The sequence below is a fragment of the Saccharopolyspora galaxeae genome (assembly GCF_016526145.1).
GTDB classification, from domain to species: Bacteria; Actinomycetota; Actinomycetes; order Mycobacteriales; family Pseudonocardiaceae; genus Saccharopolyspora_C; species Saccharopolyspora_C galaxeae.
Genome location: NZ_JADDUE010000007.1, coordinates 1 through 14,353, shown reverse-complemented (window position 1 = coordinate 14,353; position 14,353 = coordinate 1). Strand labels below are relative to the sequence as shown.

Annotated in this window: 12 protein-coding genes and 1 rRNA gene; 5 read left to right on the top strand and 8 right to left on the bottom strand. The window is 70.3% G+C overall.

Annotation, left to right across the window (positions count from 1 at the left end; all coding sequences use genetic code 11):
• Positions 1-56 precede the first annotated feature (56 nt).
• Positions 57-1,004, bottom strand: a complete 948-nt coding sequence (locus tag INP57_RS16725) for an LLM class F420-dependent oxidoreductase (protein ID WP_200071185.1) — start codon at positions 1,002-1,004, stop codon at positions 57-59.
• Between the two features lie 18 nt (positions 1,005-1,022).
• Entirely contained in the window at positions 1,023-1,622 is a 600-nt protein-coding gene (locus INP57_RS16720; RefSeq protein WP_200071184.1) for a TetR/AcrR family transcriptional regulator, read from the bottom strand.
• 112 nt (positions 1,623-1,734) lie between these two features.
• Here INP57_RS16720 and INP57_RS16715 point away from each other — a divergent pair, with 112 nt between their 5' ends.
• The 4 genes from INP57_RS16715 to INP57_RS16700 all read left to right on the top strand — a co-directional run bounded on the left by INP57_RS16715 (position 1,735) and on the right by INP57_RS16700 (position 5,285).
• Entirely contained in the window at positions 1,735-2,250 is a 516-nt protein-coding gene (locus tag INP57_RS16715; RefSeq protein WP_200071183.1) for a hypothetical protein, read from the top strand.
• Between the two features lie 181 nt (positions 2,251-2,431).
• Positions 2,432-3,367, top strand: coding sequence for an oxidoreductase (locus INP57_RS16710; RefSeq protein WP_200071182.1), 936 nt, complete (start codon positions 2,432-2,434; stop codon positions 3,365-3,367).
• Between the two features lie 67 nt (positions 3,368-3,434).
• Complete coding sequence (lipA, locus tag INP57_RS16705) at positions 3,435-4,436, top strand: lipoyl synthase (protein WP_200071181.1); 1,002 nt, start codon at positions 3,435-3,437, stop codon at positions 4,434-4,436.
• A 123-nt stretch (positions 4,437-4,559) separates the two neighbouring features.
• Entirely contained in the window at positions 4,560-5,285 is a 726-nt protein-coding gene (locus INP57_RS16700) for a DUF4191 domain-containing protein (RefSeq protein ID WP_200071180.1), read from the top strand.
• 184 nt (positions 5,286-5,469) lie between these two features.
• Here INP57_RS16700 and INP57_RS16695 read toward each other — a convergent pair whose 3' ends face one another.
• Positions 5,470-5,934 carry an RDD family protein gene (locus INP57_RS16695; protein ID WP_374220952.1) on the bottom strand — a complete coding sequence of 155 codons (465 nt, stop codon included), beginning with the start codon at positions 5,932-5,934 and terminating at the stop codon, positions 5,470-5,472.
• A gap of 206 nt (positions 5,935-6,140) precedes the next feature.
• Here INP57_RS16695 and glnA point away from each other — a divergent pair, with 206 nt between their 5' ends.
• A complete protein-coding gene (gene glnA / locus INP57_RS16690) occupies positions 6,141-7,565 on the top strand; it encodes a type I glutamate--ammonia ligase (protein ID WP_200071179.1) in 1,425 nt (474 codons plus the stop codon).
• A gap of 93 nt (positions 7,566-7,658) precedes the next feature.
• Here glnA and INP57_RS16685 read toward each other — a convergent pair whose 3' ends face one another.
• The 5 genes from INP57_RS16685 to rrf form a co-directional block, all read right to left on the bottom strand.
• Positions 7,659-8,525, bottom strand: a complete 867-nt coding sequence (locus INP57_RS16685) for an SMP-30/gluconolactonase/LRE family protein (protein WP_200071178.1) — start codon at positions 8,523-8,525, stop codon at positions 7,659-7,661.
• 733 nt (positions 8,526-9,258) lie between these two features.
• On the bottom strand, positions 9,259-10,191 hold the full coding sequence (locus tag INP57_RS16680) for an NADP-dependent oxidoreductase (protein ID WP_200071177.1): 933 nt from the start codon (positions 10,189-10,191) through the stop codon (positions 9,259-9,261).
• A 76-nt stretch (positions 10,192-10,267) separates the two neighbouring features.
• Positions 10,268-13,288: a bifunctional [glutamine synthetase] adenylyltransferase/[glutamine synthetase]-adenylyl-L-tyrosine phosphorylase gene (locus INP57_RS16675; protein WP_200071176.1), complete on the bottom strand. Its 3,021-nt coding sequence runs from the start codon at positions 13,286-13,288 to the stop codon at positions 10,268-10,270.
• A 54-nt stretch (positions 13,289-13,342) separates the two neighbouring features.
• Positions 13,343-14,095 (bottom strand): type 1 glutamine amidotransferase, encoded by a 753-nt coding sequence (locus INP57_RS16670; protein ID WP_200071175.1) that lies wholly within the window; start codon positions 14,093-14,095, stop codon positions 13,343-13,345.
• Positions 14,096-14,239: 144 nt separating this feature from the next.
• Positions 14,240-14,353: ribosomal RNA gene (gene rrf / locus INP57_RS16665) — 5S ribosomal RNA — on the bottom strand; the annotation flags it as partial.

The window sequence follows — 14,353 nt, the reverse complement described above, 5'->3', positions numbered from 1 at the left end:
CCGCTTCCGACGTCTCCGGTCGGCTCCGCGGCCGACGCCCGCCGCGGACCGGGGACTCAGCCCAGCTGCCGGGCGACCTCGGCGGCGACCAGGTCGATGTGGCCCAGGTCGGTCAGGTCGAGTACCTGCAGATACAGCCGGGTGATGCCGGTGCGCTCCCGCCAGGCGCCGATCTTGTCGACCGCCTCCGCGGGCGTGCCCGCCAGCCCGTTGGTGCGCAGTTCGGCCACGTCCCGGCCGATGGCCGCGGCCCGCCGCGCGATCTCCGCCTCGTCCTTGCCGACGCAGAGCACCAGCGCGCAGGAGCGCGCGATCTCGCCCGGGTCCCGGCCGATCGCGCGGCAGGCCGCGTCGACCCGCTCGTACTGCGCGGCGGCCGTGTCGACGTCCACGAACGGCAGGTTGAACTCGTCGGCGAACCGGGCCGCCAACTCCGGAGTGCGCTTCTTGCCCCCGCCGCCGATGAGCACCGGCGGCCGCGGGCTCTGCACCGGCTTCGGCAACGCAGGCGAGTCGCTGAGCTCGTAGTACCGCCCGGCGAAGTCGAACGTCTCGCCCGCCGGGGTGCCCCACAGCCCGGTGATGATCTCCAGCTGCTCGGCGTAGCGGTCGAACCGCTCCCGCAGCGCCGGGAACGGGATGCCGTAGGCGGCGTGCTCCTGCTCGTACCAGCCGCTGCCGAGGCCGAACTCGACCCGGCCACCGGACATCTGGTCGACCTGCGCGGCCGCGATCGCCAGCGGCCCCGGCAGCCGGAACGTGCCCGCCGACATCAGCGTGCCCAGCCGCACCCGAGAAGTCTCGCGGGCCAGCGCGCCGAGCGTCACCCATGCGTCGGTCGGGCCCGGGTCACCGCTGACCGACCCCATCTTCAAGTAGTGGTCGGAGCGGAAGAAGGCGTCGTATCCCGCCGCCTCGGTGGCCTGGGCCACCCGCAGCAGGTCGTCGTAGCTCGCCCCCTGCTGGGGCTCGGTGAAGATTCGCAGCTTGAATGATTCGGTCACGTCTGCCGAGGCTAACCGTCACTGCGTGCGCAACCCCCGCAGGACCCGGTCGACGACCTGGCCGACCTCGGTGCTGGTCTGCTTCTGCTTCGCGGAACCGGCGATGGTGCTCGCGCCCGCCGACAACGCCCCGAACACCACGTGCGCCAGCGCGTCCACCGGCAGCGGGGTGATCTCCCCGGCCTCGACCAGCGCCTGCACGGCCTGCCGGATGACGCCGAAGGTGTAGCGCTCCTCGGCCTCCCGCCAGCGTTCCCAGCCCATCACCGCGGGCGCCTCGTGCACCACGATCCGCTGGTACGAGGGTTCCAGGCAGACCTGGATGAAGTCGTCCAACCCGGCGCGCACGGCGTCCCAGGTGGAGCCGGAGCCGAACAGCACCTTCGACAGCCGCCGCACGACGCGCTGCTCGACCTCCTCGAAGGCCGCCTCGAACAGCGCCTGCTTGCCGCTGAAGTGGTGGTAGAGCGCGCCCTTGGTGACGCGGGCGCGCTTGGCGATCTCGTCCAGCGAGGTACCGCCGTAGCCCTTCTTCGTGAACAGCGCGACGGCGGAATTCACCAGGGCCTGCCGGGTGCTCTCGGTGTGCTCGAGCCTGCGGGGCCGCGCTGTAGCCATACTCACAATCATAAAACATACCCGCGGTATGGCCGCGCTGGTAGCTTCGACGGCACATACTCCCGGTATGCCGCACACCGGGAGTACGACAGCGATCCGGTCTGGAGGAACCATGACTTGGGACGACTTCCACCAGCGGCAACGCACGATTCGGGCGATCCTCGAGCACACCGCGCGGCACCCGTCCGCACCGCTGGAGCTCACGGCGGTACCCGGCGCCGATGAGGTCTTCGCCGATCGCGCCGACTTGCTGCGCGCGCTGCACTACAAGTGGACGCAGGTGCTGACCGGGCGGATCGACGTGGGCGTGCAGGACGCCGACGCGGAACCGCACGGCGACCGCGTGGAAGCGGTCGCGAACGCCTGGCGGCGCGCCGCCGCGGACAACCCCGCGCTGCGGGCGATCCTGGACGCGCACGCGGGCGAGCCGGCGCTGGCGCAGGCCGCGCTGCAGGAGCAGCGGATGCTCGCGTTGTCGGCCGGCCTCGCCGAGCAGCACGAACCGGCCTCCGAGACGAACCGCGTCGGCAAGGCGTTCCGGAGCCTGCTGCGCGCCGAGCCCAGCGCACCTTCGGGCAAGTCCCGCCGCCCGCTCTCTCAACTGCGCAAGCTCATCCCGAGCTTCTGAGATCCGCCGCCCACCGCGAAGCCGGACACCCTCTTGTTCGGAGCGTGGCGAGTCCCGCCGCTGCGACCACTGCCCCGCCACCCTGAAAGACCAGCAGCCGGGCCGCAGCGGTCGCGTCGAGTGATCAGATCGTGTCTCGGTGCACCTTTCAAGCACTGCCCCGGGCGGGTAGGAGTGGGGCATGGCGCGATGGACGACGACCGACATCCCCGAGCAGACCGGCCGGACGGTGCTGGTCACCGGCGCGAACTCCGGGCTCGGCCTGCAGAGCGCGCAGGTTCTCGCCGCCCGCGGCGCCCGCGTGCTGATGGCCTGCCGGAACGCCGAGAAGGGCCGCGAAGCCCAGCGGCTGGTCGCCGCGCACGCCATCGCCGAACCCGAGCTGGTGGAACTGGACCTCGCGGATCTCGGCTCCGTGCAGCGCGCCGCCGAGGACATCCGCAAGCGCACCGGTGATGAACTCGACGTGCTGATGAACAACGCCGGCGTGATGGCTCCGCCGCGCGGCAGCACCGAGGACGGCTTCGAGCTGCAGATCGGCACCAACCACCTCGCGCACGCGGCGCTGACCTGGCAGCTGATGCCCGCGCTGCGCGCCCGCCCGGGCGCCCGCGTGGTGACGCTGTCCAGCATCGCCCACCGTGGCGGCTCGCTGGACATCGACGACCTGAACTTCCAGCGCAGGCGCTACTCGCCGAGCCGCGGCTACTCGCAGTCGAAGCTGGCGAACCTGCTGTTCGCCTTCGAGCTCGACCGCCGGGCCCGGCGCGCGGGACTGGACCTGCGCAGCATCGCCGCGCACCCCGGCATGAGCGGTTCCGAACTGGCGTTGAACTCGCTGCGCGCCCGGTCGCTGCCGGATGCGCTGACCAGCATCGCCCGTCCGTTCAACGACCTGATCACCCAGTCGGTCGCGCAGGGGGCGCTGCCCCAGCTGTTCGCCGCGACCGACCCGGCGGCCACCAGCGGCAGCTACTACGGCCCGGACGGGTTCGCCGAGATCCGCGGCTACCCCACCCGCGCGAAGACCACTTCGACGGCGCAGGACACCCGTCTGGCCGAGCGCTTGTGGACCGCCACCGAGCAGCTGACCGGCGTCGACGCCGACCCGCGCTGAGCCGCGGCGAGCGGGATCACTGCTGACGGGTTCGGTCTCGGACGGGTGAGGGCGTATCCTTGCGGCCGTGAGTGTGGCGCCAGAGGGACGGAAGCTGCTGCGGCTGGAAGTGCGCAACAGCCAGACTCCCATCGAGAAGAAGCCATCGTGGATCAAGACCCGCGCCCGGATGGGTCCGGAGTACCAGGAGCTCAAGGGCCTGGTGAAGCGCGAGGGCCTGAACACCGTCTGCGAGGAGGCGGGCTGCCCCAACATCTTCGAGTGCTGGGAGGACCGCGAGGCGACCTTCCTCATCGGCGGTGACCAGTGCACCCGGCGTTGCGACTTCTGCCAGATCGACACCGGCAAGCCCGCCGAGCTGGACACCACCGAGCCGCGCAAGGTCGCCGAGTCGGTGCAGGCGATGGGCCTGCGCTACTCCACGGTGACCGGGGTGGCCCGCGATGATCTCGACGACGGCGGGGCCTGGCTCTACGCCGAGACGGTCCGGCGGATCCACGACCTGAACCCGGGCACCGGCGTCGAGCTGCTGATCCCGGACTTCAACGCGGAACCGGACCAGCTCGCCGAGGTCTTCTCCTCGCGCCCGGAGGTGCTCGCGCACAACCTGGAGACGGTGCCCAGCGTGTTCAAGCGGATGCGCCCGGCGTTCCGCTACGACCGTTCGCTGAAGGTGCTCACGCTGGCCCGCGAGGCCGGGCTGGTGACCAAGTCGAACCTCATCCTCGGCATGGGCGAGTCGCCGGAGGAGGTGCGCCCGGCGCTGCAGGACCTGCACGACGCGGGTTGCGACATCATCACGATCACGCAATACCTGCGGCCCAGCGCCCGGCACCACCCGGTGGACCGCTGGGTCAAGCCGGAGGAGTTCGTCGAGCACACCAAGGCCGCCGAGGAGATCGGCTTCCCCGGCGTGATGGCCGGTCCGCTGGTGCGTTCCAGTTACCGCGCGGGCAGGTTGTACGCGAAGGCGACCCAGCACCGCGGCATGCCGCTGCCGGACAACCTCGCCCACCTGGCGCAGGCGCAGCCCGCCGCGCAGGAGGCCAGCTCCCTGCTCGCCCGCTGATCGGCCCGCTGACCAGCGCACTCGCCGTCCGTCCCGGTCCTGCGGGGCGGACGGCGAATTCGTCCGCGAACCGCAGCGGACGTCCCTGGTCGGGCGTTGAACGGCGGCCGTATCCTGGGGCGCATGGCCAACCAGGACAAGGCAGCCAAGAAGGCGGCGGCGAAGGAACGGCGCAACGCGCTGCGCGGACGCATCTCGCAGATCTTCCAGGCGTTCCAGATGCAGCGCCGCGAGGACAAGCTGCTGCTGCCGCTGATGATCGGCGTCTTCCTGGCGATCGCGGTCGTGGTGTTCGTGATCGGCTTCTTCTTTGGGATGCAGTGGGCGTTCCTGCCGGTCGGCATCGCGCTCGGCGTGCTCGCGGCCGTGATCGTGTTCGGCCGCCGGGTGCAGGCGACCGTCTACCGCAAGGCCGACGGCCAGCCCGGCGCGGCCGGGTGGGCGCTGGACAACCTGCGCGGCAACTGGAAGGTGTCGCAGGCGGTGGCGGGCACCGCGCAGCTGGACGCGGTGCACCGGGTGATCGGCCGCCCCGGCATCGTGCTGGTCGGCGAGGGCGCGCAGCACCGGGTGAAGTCGCTGCTGGCGCAGGAGAAGAAGCGGGTGTCCCGGCTGGTCGGGGAAACGCCGATCTACGAGGTCGTCATCGGCACCGAGGAGGGCCAGGTCCCGCTGCGCAAGCTGCAGACGCACCTGATGAAGCTGCCGCGCAACATCAACTCCGGCCAGGTCGACTCGCTGGAGAACCGGCTCTCCGCGCTGGCGAGCCGGGGCAATTCGATGCCGAAGGGCCCGATGCCGCAGGGCGCCAAGATGCGCAACGTGCAGCGCGCCTCGCGCCGCCGCTGACCCGACCCGGGTGAGCGGACCGGTTCGCCCCGACAGACCGGTCGAGTGGCCCGCTCGCTCCACGGCCGGGCGCTCCCGGCGGATGATGTCCGCGCGTGCTCGGAGCTCCGAGTGAACGGTCCGTTCGCTCGATCTTTTCGGACCAACGGTCCGTTCGCTCCGGACGGAACCGCGCGAACAGCGCTCAGCGGCGCACCACGACCGTCCCGGTGAGCCGATCCAGCCACGTCCGCCCGTCCCGGTTGCGGATCACCGCGGGAACCAGGAACGCCGTCAACGCGCACCGCACGATCGCGCGCCACAACCCCACCGAGTTCGCGCCGCCCAGCCGCGCCACCCAGATACCGGCCAGCAACATCCCCGGCGTGAAGCCGAAGACCGCCACCGGCAGCGCCGTGATCACGAACCAGGTCAGCAGACTCCAGTTGCCGGGCGGTTCGGGAACGGTGAACAGGCCCGCGACCAGCGCGGCCAGCACGATGTCCACGAGGAAGCCGAGCAGCCTGCGGCCACCACCGGCGACCGAGCCGGTCCCGCTCTCCGGCAGGCCCAGCCGCTCGCCCGGCCAGCGCCGCTGCTGCGTCGAGTCCGGGCCGCGCTCGTCGTCCACGCTGCTCACTCCGGGTCCGGATGCGGTCTCTTCGGTCACCCCGCAAGCCTACGGCCGCCCGCACGGAGCCGGTCGGCGGCCGCCCTCCGCAGTCGCGCTCACCCGTTCGGCGGGTCGTTAACAGCCGCGAAACATCGGGGTGATGACCGGGCAACACCGGCGGCATAACGTGGGCATCGAGCCGGTGAGCTCGACGAACGCCCGCCGGTGAGCAGTTCACCAGATGCGTTAAGGAGCCATCGAGGGTGTTCAAGAATCCAGACGAGGTCCTGCGCTTCATCTCCGACGAGGACGTGAAGTACATCGATGTCCGGTTCTGCGACCTGCCGGGCGTCATGCAGCACTTCACGGTCCCCGCCGCGGCCTTCGACCAGGACACCTTCACCGAAGGGCTGGCCTTCGACGGCTCCTCGGTCCGAGGTTTTCAGTCGATCCACGAGTCGGACATGTTGCTGCTGCCCGACCCGTACACCGCCCGCGTCGACCCGTACCGCGCGGAGAAGACGCTGATCCTGAACTTCTTCGTGCACGACCCGTTCACGCTGGAGCCCTACAGCCGCGACCCGCGCAACATCGCGCGCAAGGCCGAGCAGTACCTGGCCGAGTCCGGCATCGCCGACACCGCGTTCTTCGGCGCCGAGGCCGAGTTCTACATCTTCGACTCGGTGAAGTTCGGCGAAGGCCCGAACAAGACCTTCGCCGAGGTCGACTCCGTCGAGGGCTGGTGGAACACCGGGCGCGAGGAGGAAGGCGGCAACCGCGGCTACAAGACCCGCATGAAGGGCGGCTACTTCCCGGTCGCGCCGTACGACCACTTCGCGGACCTGCGCGACCGGATCTCCACCCAGCTGACCAACTCGGGCTTCACCGTCGAGCGGGCGCACCACGAGGTCGGCACCGGCGGCCAGGCCGAGATCAACTACAAGTTCAACACGATGCTGCACGCCGCGGACGACCTGCAGCTGTTCAAGTACATCGTGAAGAACACCACCTGGGAGGACGGCCGCACCGCGACGTTCATGCCCAAGCCGCTGTTCGGTGACAACGGCTCCGGGATGCACAGCCACATGTCGCTGTGGAAGGACGGCGCGCCGCTGTTCCACGACGAGGCCGGCTACGCCGGGCTCTCGGACACCGCGCGGTACTACATCGGCGGCATCCTGCACCACGCGCCGAGCCTGCTGGCGTTCACCAACCCGACGATCAACTCGTACCACCGGCTGGTGCCGGGCTACGAGGCGCCGGTCAACCTGGTGTACTCGCAGCGCAACCGCTCCGCCTGCATGCGCATCCCGATCACCGGCAACAACCCGAAGGCCAAGCGCGTCGAGTTCCGCTGCCCGGACCCGTCCGGCAACCCGTACCTGGCGTTCGCGGCGATGATGATGGCCGGGCTGGACGGCATCAAGAACAAGATCGAGCCCGCCGAGCCCATCGACAAGGACCTCTACGAGCTGCCGCCCGAGGAGGCCAAGGGCGTCCCGCAGGTGCCGGACAACCTGGCGCAGGTCATCGACAACCTCGAGGCCGACCACGAGTACCTGCTCGAAGGCGGTGTGTTCACCCCGGACCTGATCGAGACCTGGATCTCGCTGAAGCGCGAGACCGAGATCGACCCGATCCGGCTGCGTCCGCACCCGCACGAGTTCGCGCTCTACTTCGACGTGTGATCGAACCACCGCTGCCGCGGGCCGGGAGGGACCGAGTCCTTCCCGGCCCGTTTCGCGTTCCGGGCCTCGCGGCTCGTCTGCGGGCTTCCCCGCTCACGTGCCGTTCCACGGCACCGGCTGGCCGCCCGCCGATCCGGGGCGGAAGCGGAACAGCGCGCCCGCGTACGGGTCCGCCACCAGCGCGCGTTCGTCGTAGCCGGAACACGCCGAGGTCACGTACATCTCGTCCAGCCGCCGCCCGCCGAACGCCAAGCCGGTGATGCGCCGCGTCGGTGCCCACAGCACGGTCTCCAGATCACCGCTCGACGCGTAGCGGTGGATGCGCCCGCTGCCGCGCATGGCGACCCAGACGCCGCCCGCGCTGTCCATCGCCAGCCCGTCCGGATGGCCTTCGGACTCGGCGCACACCACCCAGCGGCGGCCCCGGCCTGCCCGGCCGCCTTCCACGTCGTAGTCGAACGCCCAGATCACGCGGGCGACCGTGTCGACGACGTACATCGTCGTCCCGCTCGGGCTCCAGCCGATGCCGCCGGAGCGGGTGAGGCCGTCGACGAGCACTCTGGCCCGGGTGCCGTCCAGCACGTACAGCGCGCTGCGCTTGGCCTCCCGGCTGTGCGTGAGCGTGCCCGCCACGAATCTGCCCGCCGGATCGCAGGCGCCTGCGCTCATCCGGTCGCCCGCCTGCACGCCCGCGATGGGTTCCAGCGCCGCCCGGCCCGGGAACAACCGGGCGAACCCGCGATCGGCGGCCGCGATGAGCTGGCCGTTGCGGGTGGCGGCCAGCGCCGTGACGACTCCCGGCAGGACTTGCACCTCGTCCACCTCGGAATCCCGGTGGTAGGTGTGCAGTTCTCTGCGCAGGACGTCCACCCAGTACAGGCAATTCAACGTGGGCATCCACAGCGGGCCGGCGCCGGAAAGCGCCTGCCGATCGACGAGTAATTCGAAGTCCTCGGACACCATGCACTCCTATTCGGACCGCGCGGCCGCCGGTTCGTGCGCGCACCCTTTCGCGGTGCGCAGCAGGTTACCGCCAGGATAGCGGCGAGCAGACCTCCGAACGGGCAGTATTCGCGGAAAACCCGCGGTGATTGCCAATCGCCGGGAGCATTGGACTTTCGCGGTGGTCTCCACGGAGCAACCGATTCGCCACTTTCCCGCGCGCCGGCCGCCGAGCGGCGGTCTGCAGTGCGCATACCACGAACCGGACCGGCGGCCCGCCGGTTCGGCGAAATTCGTCGGCGCCGGGCGTGCGCAGCGTTGTGCAAAACGCACAACAATGCATTTGCACGTGCAGCAAGGGCATCGGCCGTGTGAATTGCGGAGCCTTCGCACCGCGGACGAATTCAGCCGCGGCTGCGGCGACACCCGCTGAGAATAATCGCGAATATGCGGCGAACCGCTGCCGAACGGGCGGCGCGGCAGCCGAAATCCAGAACCGGCGAGACTCGCCGAACAGACCGCCACCGGAAACACCGGCACCGAGCACGGCGAAAGCCGCACAACTGCCCATTGTGGACGCGAATATCGGGCAGCGACCCGTTCGCACGGTGAATCGACCCCCAGCGATGATCTCCCGGTCGGTCGGCGACAGCGCGACCAACCGGGAGATCATCGCCCGACCGGAGGCCTGCGGAGATCAGCCGCGCGGCATCGACCGCGAAACTCCGGCGGCCTGCCGCGCAACCGGAGCTCAGCCGACGGTGAGCACGAGCTTGCCGCGCACGTGCCCTTCCTCCAGCAGCTCGTGCGCCTTAACGGCCTGCTCCAGCGGGAAGGTCTGCTGCAGGTCCACCCGCAGCCGCCCGGTGTCGACCAGCTCGCCGAGCCAATTGAGCTGACTCGTGTCCGGGCGCACGAACACGTAACGCCCGCCCTGGTTCAGCACCTCGGTGTCCACGACCGAACCGTGCCGCGCCGGGTCGCGCACCAGCCGCGGCGAAACCTCCAGGGCCGCACCGCCGATGAAGTCCACCGCGGCGTCGACGGTTCCGTCCCCGCCGACCAGCTCGGCGACCCGCTCGGGAAGCCCCTCGCCGTAGGTCACCGGCTCGGCGCCGAGTTCACGCAGGTAGTCGTGGTTGCGTTCGGACGCGGTACCGAGCACGCGAGCCGCACCCAGTGCCTGTGCGATCTGCACGGCCAAGTGCCCGACGCCGCCGGACGCGGCGTGCACCAGCACGGTGTCGCCTTCACCCACCTCGACCGCGTTGAGCAGTTGCAACGCCGTCAGCCCGGCCAGCGGAAGCCCGGCAGCCTGCTCGAAGGACTGCGCGCGGGACTTGCGCGCCAGCGCACGCTCCGGCACCGCGACCAGCTCGGCGTAGGTGCCGTTCTGCACGTGGTCCTCGCGGGCGTAGGCGACGACCTCGTCACCGACTTGGTAGCCCGTCACGGCAGGGCCGACCGCTTTGACCACACCGGCCACGTCCCAACCGGGGATCAACGGCGTGTGATGCGGCAGCACGCCCTGCAGATAGCCGCGGCGGATCTTCCAGTCGACCGGGTTCACCCCGGCCGCACGCACCTGCACCAGCACGAAATCGGGGCCCACCAGCGGGTCGGGAAGCTCTTGCACGGACAGCACGTCGGGGTCACCGAACTCGGTGAGCGAAACAGCCTTCATACCTCGTCCAACGACAGTTGATCAGTCGGCATTCCGGCCCACGGACTACCCCTCGGGCAGCAGCGGCACACCGGGCTCAGTCCTCGTAGAACACCCGCTCCACGACGGCACGGGCGTGCCGGGTGACCCGCAGGTAGTCGTCGAGCACTTCACCGGTGTCCACGCTCGCCGGGTAGCCCAGCGCCGCCGCCAACGCGGCCAGTTCCCTGGCCTGCTTGGGAAGCTGGTCCCCGGGTTTGCCGCGCACCAGCATCACCGCGTTGCGCGAGCGCATCGCCAGCGTCCACGCTTCGATCAGCTGCTCCGCGTCGTCCCCGGACAGCACCCCGGCCTTCACCGCAGCCGCGATTCCGTCCACAGTGGAAGTCGTGCGCAGCTCCGGGTGCTGGTGGGCGTGCCGCAGCTGCAACAGCTGCACCGTCCACTCCACGTCGGCGAGGCCGCCGCGGCCGAGTTTGGTGTGCGTGGCCGGATCCGCCCCGCGCGGCAATCGCTCCGAATCCACCCGGGCCTTGATCCGGCGGATTTCCCGGACCTTCGCATCGTCCAGGCCGCCCTCCGGATAGCGGATCGGGTCGATCGCGCCGCAGAACGCCTCGCCGAGTTGCGGATCGCCGGCCACCGGCCGGGCGCGCAGCAGCGCTTGCGCCTCCCAAGCCTGTGCCCAGCGCCGGTAGTAGGTCAGGTAGGAATCCAACGTCCGCACCAGCGCGCCGCTGCGCCCCTCCGGACGCAGGTCGATGTCCACCTCCAGCGGCGGGTCCTGGCTGGGTGCGCCCAGCAGCCGCCGCACGTGCTCCACGACCGCGGTCGCGAACCGCACCGCGGTCGTGTCCTGCACACCCTCGACCGGTTCGCACACGAACATCACGTCCGCGTCCGAGCCGTACCCGAGTTCGGCACCGCCCAGCCGCCCCATGCCGATCACCGCGATCCGCGCGGGCACTGTCTGCCACTCCGCGCGTCCTCCGATCTCGCGGATGGAGGTGTCCAGTGCGGCTTCCAGCACCGCGACCCACACGCTGGACAAGGCCCGGAAGACATCGGTCGGCGGCATCAGCCCTAGCAGGTCAGCGCACGCGATGCGCAGCAGCTCGTGCCTGCGCAGGGAGCGTGCCGCGGAGACCGCTCGCTCCGGTTCGGCATGCCGCCCGACCGCACTGCGCAGCGAAACCGCGACCGCCTTCGGATCGCGCTCGGCCAGCGCCGGGGTGTCCGAAAGCAGCCGCAGCACCTCCGGCGCGCGCACCAGCAGCTCCGGCACCAGCTTGGACGTGCCCAGCAGCAGCGCGAGCCGTTCCACGACCACGCCCTCATCCCGCAGCAGCCGCAGATACCAGGGCGTTTCGGCCAGCGCCTCGGACACCTTCCGGTATGCCAGCAGACCACCGTCCGGATCCGGGGTCCCCGCGAGCAGGTCCAGCAACATCGGCAGCAGCGCACCCTGGATGTGCGCCCGGCGGGAAACCCCAGCGGTCAACGCCTCGATGTGCCGCAGCGCCCCTTCCGGCGAGGTGTAGCCGAGCGCGGCCAGCCGTTGCACTGCCGCGCCGGTGGTCAGCCGCAGCATGTCCGTCGGGACCTTCGCCACCGCCTCCAGCAGCGGGCGGTAGAACAGCTTCTCGTGCAGTCGGCGGACCCGGTTGCTGTGCCTGCGGTACTCGGCGACCAGGACGTCACCGGCACTGCGCCTGCCGCTGGAGCGCAACCCCGCCGAGCGCGCGAGGAAGTGCAGCTCGTCCTTGTCGTCCATCGCCGGGAACAGGTGCGTGCGCCGGAGCCTGCGCAACTGCAACCGGTGCTCCAACGTGCGCAGGAAGCCGTAGGACTCGACGAGGTCCGCCGCGTCGGCGCGGGCCACGTAGCCGCCCTCGCCAAGATCGCGCAAGGCTTCCACGGTGATCGGACTGCGCAGGTCCTCGTCGCTGCGCCCGTGCACCATCTGCAGCAGCTGCACGGCGAACTCGACATCGCGCAAACCACCGGGTCCCAGTTTGAGTTCGCGCTCGGACAACTCCGCGGGAACGTGGTCCTCCACCCGCCGGCGCATCGAGCGAACGTCCGCGACGAAGTCTTCGCGCTCGGCGGCGGTCCACACGAACGGCCGCACCGCCTCGAGATAGCGCCTGCCGAGGTCGGCATTGCCTGCCACCGGGCGGGCTTTCAGCAGCGCCTGGAACTCCCAGGTCCGCGCCCAGCGCCGGTAGTAGTTCACGTGACCGTCGAGCGTGCGCACCAGCGCACCCGCCTTGCCCTCCGGCCGAAGTGCCGCGTCGACTTCGAAGAACGCCGATCCGGCCACCCGCATCATCATGCTCGCGAGCTTGCCCGCGCCCGCCAGGTCGGCTTCGGATTCGGCCACGAACACCACGTCGACGTCGCTGACGTAGTTCAGCTCGTGCCCACCGGTCTTGCCCATCGCGATCACGGCGAGGCGCTCCGCGGCGTCGCTGCCTTCTCCTCCGGCGAGTTCGGCCTCGGCGACCACCAGCGCCGCCCGCAACGCGGCCACTGCGACATCCGACAACGACGCAGCGACCTGCTCGAACGCGGCCGACTCGAGCTCCGGTTCCACGGCGCCCGCCAGGTCCCGCGCGGCGATTTCCAACAACAGCCCGCGATAGCCGGCTCCCAGAGCGATGACCGCGTCCCGGCCGGTCAGCGTGCTGTCCCCGAACCGGACCGGCGCGAGGAGTTCCGCAGTGCACGCCTCCACTTCGCGTGCCGCTGTATTGGCGGAACTGCGCAGCCGCCGCCAATCCTCCGGGTGCGCGACGAGGTGATCGGCGAACGCCGCCGACGTTCCGAGCACGCCGAGCAATCCACCGCGCAGCCGCACGTCGGACGCGAGTTCGTCGCCGAGCTGCGCCCACTCGGATTCGGCGGCTTCTCGGAAGCGGTCGATTGAATGCAGCGCCAGGTCCGGATCAGCCGCACGGGACAGCGCCGCTACGGCTCGCTCGTAGGTTGCGACCGGCCCGGAGTCCGTCCACCAGCCGATCGCGCGCAGCTGCTCTTCGGCCCGGACGGCATCGCTGAAGCCGTACCGAGCCGGGGATGGAGCCGAACCGGACCGGGACGAGCTGCCGTTGCTCATACTTCGCACCGTAGCCCGACCCGGCGAAAAGCAGGCACCCGACCGACTCGAAGATCACGCCAACGGCAACGAGCGGGTCGGATTGCGCTGCTCCGGCGGAGCCGCGGCCAATTGCACGAACCGCTCGGCCACCGGCGCCCAGCTTTCCGCGAGATCATCGTGGAACGCCGCCAAGTGCTCCGGATCCAACTGCCCCGCACGCGCGCGCTCGGCAGCTTCCGGCATCCGCCGCGCCCAGTCCAGCACGGTATCGGGCTCGGTCTCGATGTGGAATTGAAAGCCGTAAGCGCACGGGCCGACCCGGAACGCCTGGTTGTCCGAACTCGGCGAAGACGCCAGCAACTGCGCGGACGGCGGCAACCGCACAACCTCGTCGTTGTGGAACTGCAGGACGTCCGGCGTCAACGGCAAGTCACCGAGCAACGAGTCGTCGGCCGCCGCGTCGCGTTTCGCGACCAGCAAGGTCCCGACCTCCGCACCGTCCCGCCGCGCCGCGACCCGTCCACCGGTGGCCACCGCGAGCAGTTGCGCCCCGAGGCAGATTCCCAACACCGCGGTCCGCCGACTCACAGCCGAGCTGAGCAGAGCACGAACGTCCGCCAACCACGGATGATCCGGGTCGTCGAGGGCTCCCATCTCGCCACCGAGCACGACCAGCCCCTGGTACTGCTCGAGTTCCTCTGCCGCCGGGACCCGCGGCGGCCGCACCACGTCGAGTTCGGCCCCGGCATCTTCGAGCCACTTGCCGAGCCGCCCGACGGGGTCGATCTCCGAGGGCTGCACGACCAGCAAACGCACGCGCTCCATGCCGCGACACTACGAGATCAGCAACCCGCCCGGTAGAACGACCTCGAAGGCCCCGAAAACCACCTCGGTGGCTGTGGTTTCTCGGCCCCGGACAGCAGAAGGCCCCGGAACCGTGGTTCCGGGGCCTTCCCCATTTACGAGTATTGTCGGCGGTGTCCTACTCTCCCACACCCACACAAGTGCAGTACCATCGGCGCTGGAGGGCTTAGCTTCCGGGTTCGGAATGGGACCGGGCGTACCCCGCTCCGCTATACCCAC

Coding starts and splice junctions, on each gene's coding strand:
- INP57_RS16715 (WP_200071183.1), top strand. CDS start 1,735: ATGACTTGGGACGACTTCCACCAGCGGCAACGCACGATTCGGGCGATC.
- INP57_RS16720 (WP_200071184.1), bottom strand. CDS start 1,622: ATGGCTACAGCGCGGCCCCGCAGGCTCGAGCACACCGAGAGCACCCGG.
- INP57_RS16675 (WP_200071176.1), bottom strand. CDS start 13,288: ATGAGCAACGGCAGCTCGTCCCGGTCCGGTTCGGCTCCATCCCCGGCT.
- INP57_RS16700 (WP_200071180.1), top strand. CDS start 4,560: ATGGCCAACCAGGACAAGGCAGCCAAGAAGGCGGCGGCGAAGGAACGG.
- INP57_RS16670 (WP_200071175.1), bottom strand. CDS start 14,095: ATGGAGCGCGTGCGTTTGCTGGTCGTGCAGCCCTCGGAGATCGACCCC.
- INP57_RS16710 (WP_200071182.1), top strand. CDS start 2,432: ATGGCGCGATGGACGACGACCGACATCCCCGAGCAGACCGGCCGGACG.
- INP57_RS16680 (WP_200071177.1), bottom strand. CDS start 10,191: ATGAAGGCTGTTTCGCTCACCGAGTTCGGTGACCCCGACGTGCTGTCC.